Consider the following 838-nt stretch of genomic DNA (forward strand, 5'->3'; position numbering starts at 1 on the left):
ATGCGGAGTCAATATCCAAGTGCATCACCCCGAAGCGTTTTTCAGTCGCTCATAAAGCACCTCAGCCGGCGAGCGCCAATCCAAGGTTTTGCGGGGACGATTGTTCATCTCCCAGGCCACCTTGCTGAGGGCTTGCTGTGAATGCACAGAAAGATCGGTGCCTTTGGGAAAGTACTGACGCAGCAAGCCATTCGTGTTCTCGCAGATGCCACGCTGCCAGGGGCTGTGGGGATCGGCGAAGTAAATGGACAGGCCGGTGCGGGCGCTCAATTGACGATGCATTGCCATCTCTTTGCCTTGATCGTAGGTCAAGGTCTTGCACAGTTCCGGCGGCAGTGCCTCGAAGGCGGACCCGAACGCATTGAGCACGCTTTGCGCGGTGGCATCGTTCAACTTGACCAGTTTCAGAAACAGGGTGTGGCGGCAGACCAGGACGCCCACCGCCGATCGGTTATGGGCACCGACGATCAGATCGCCCTCCCAATGGCCGGGCATCAGTCGTTCATTCGCCTCCGGCGGCCGCAGATGGATGCTGGGCAGGTCCGGTAAATGGCCCCGGCCATCGCGCCCTTGCCGTGTGCGCCGCCCCGACTTGCGCCCCTGACGCAGCAAGCACGTCACTTGGCGGCGCAACTCGCCACGCGGCATGGCGTAGATCGCGGTATAGATCGATTCGTGCGACACGCGTAACCATGGCCGGTCTGGATATTGAGTTCGCAGTTTGCGAGCAACTTGCTGCGGTGACCAGCACCGTCCCAGCAGCCGGCATACCCTGCGCCACAGCGCGGTGCCAGGCCGCAGTTTGCGCTGGACCCGTGGACGCTGGCGCAGTTGTCGA

At 61.5% G+C, this 838-nt stretch carries 1 protein-coding gene; it reads right to left on the bottom strand.

Going from position 1 to position 838, the window contains the following annotated elements; translation table 11 throughout:
• Window positions 1-24: 24 nt before the first annotated feature.
• Window positions 25-838 (bottom strand): IS30 family transposase (locus tag ACTOWK_RS23575; RefSeq protein ID WP_441332503.1); only part of this gene is annotated, 814 nt, incomplete at its 5' end.

Origin of the sequence: Lysobacter sp. CA196 (assembly GCF_052078695.1) — a bacterium.
Lineage (GTDB): Bacteria > Pseudomonadota > Gammaproteobacteria > Xanthomonadales > Xanthomonadaceae > Lysobacter.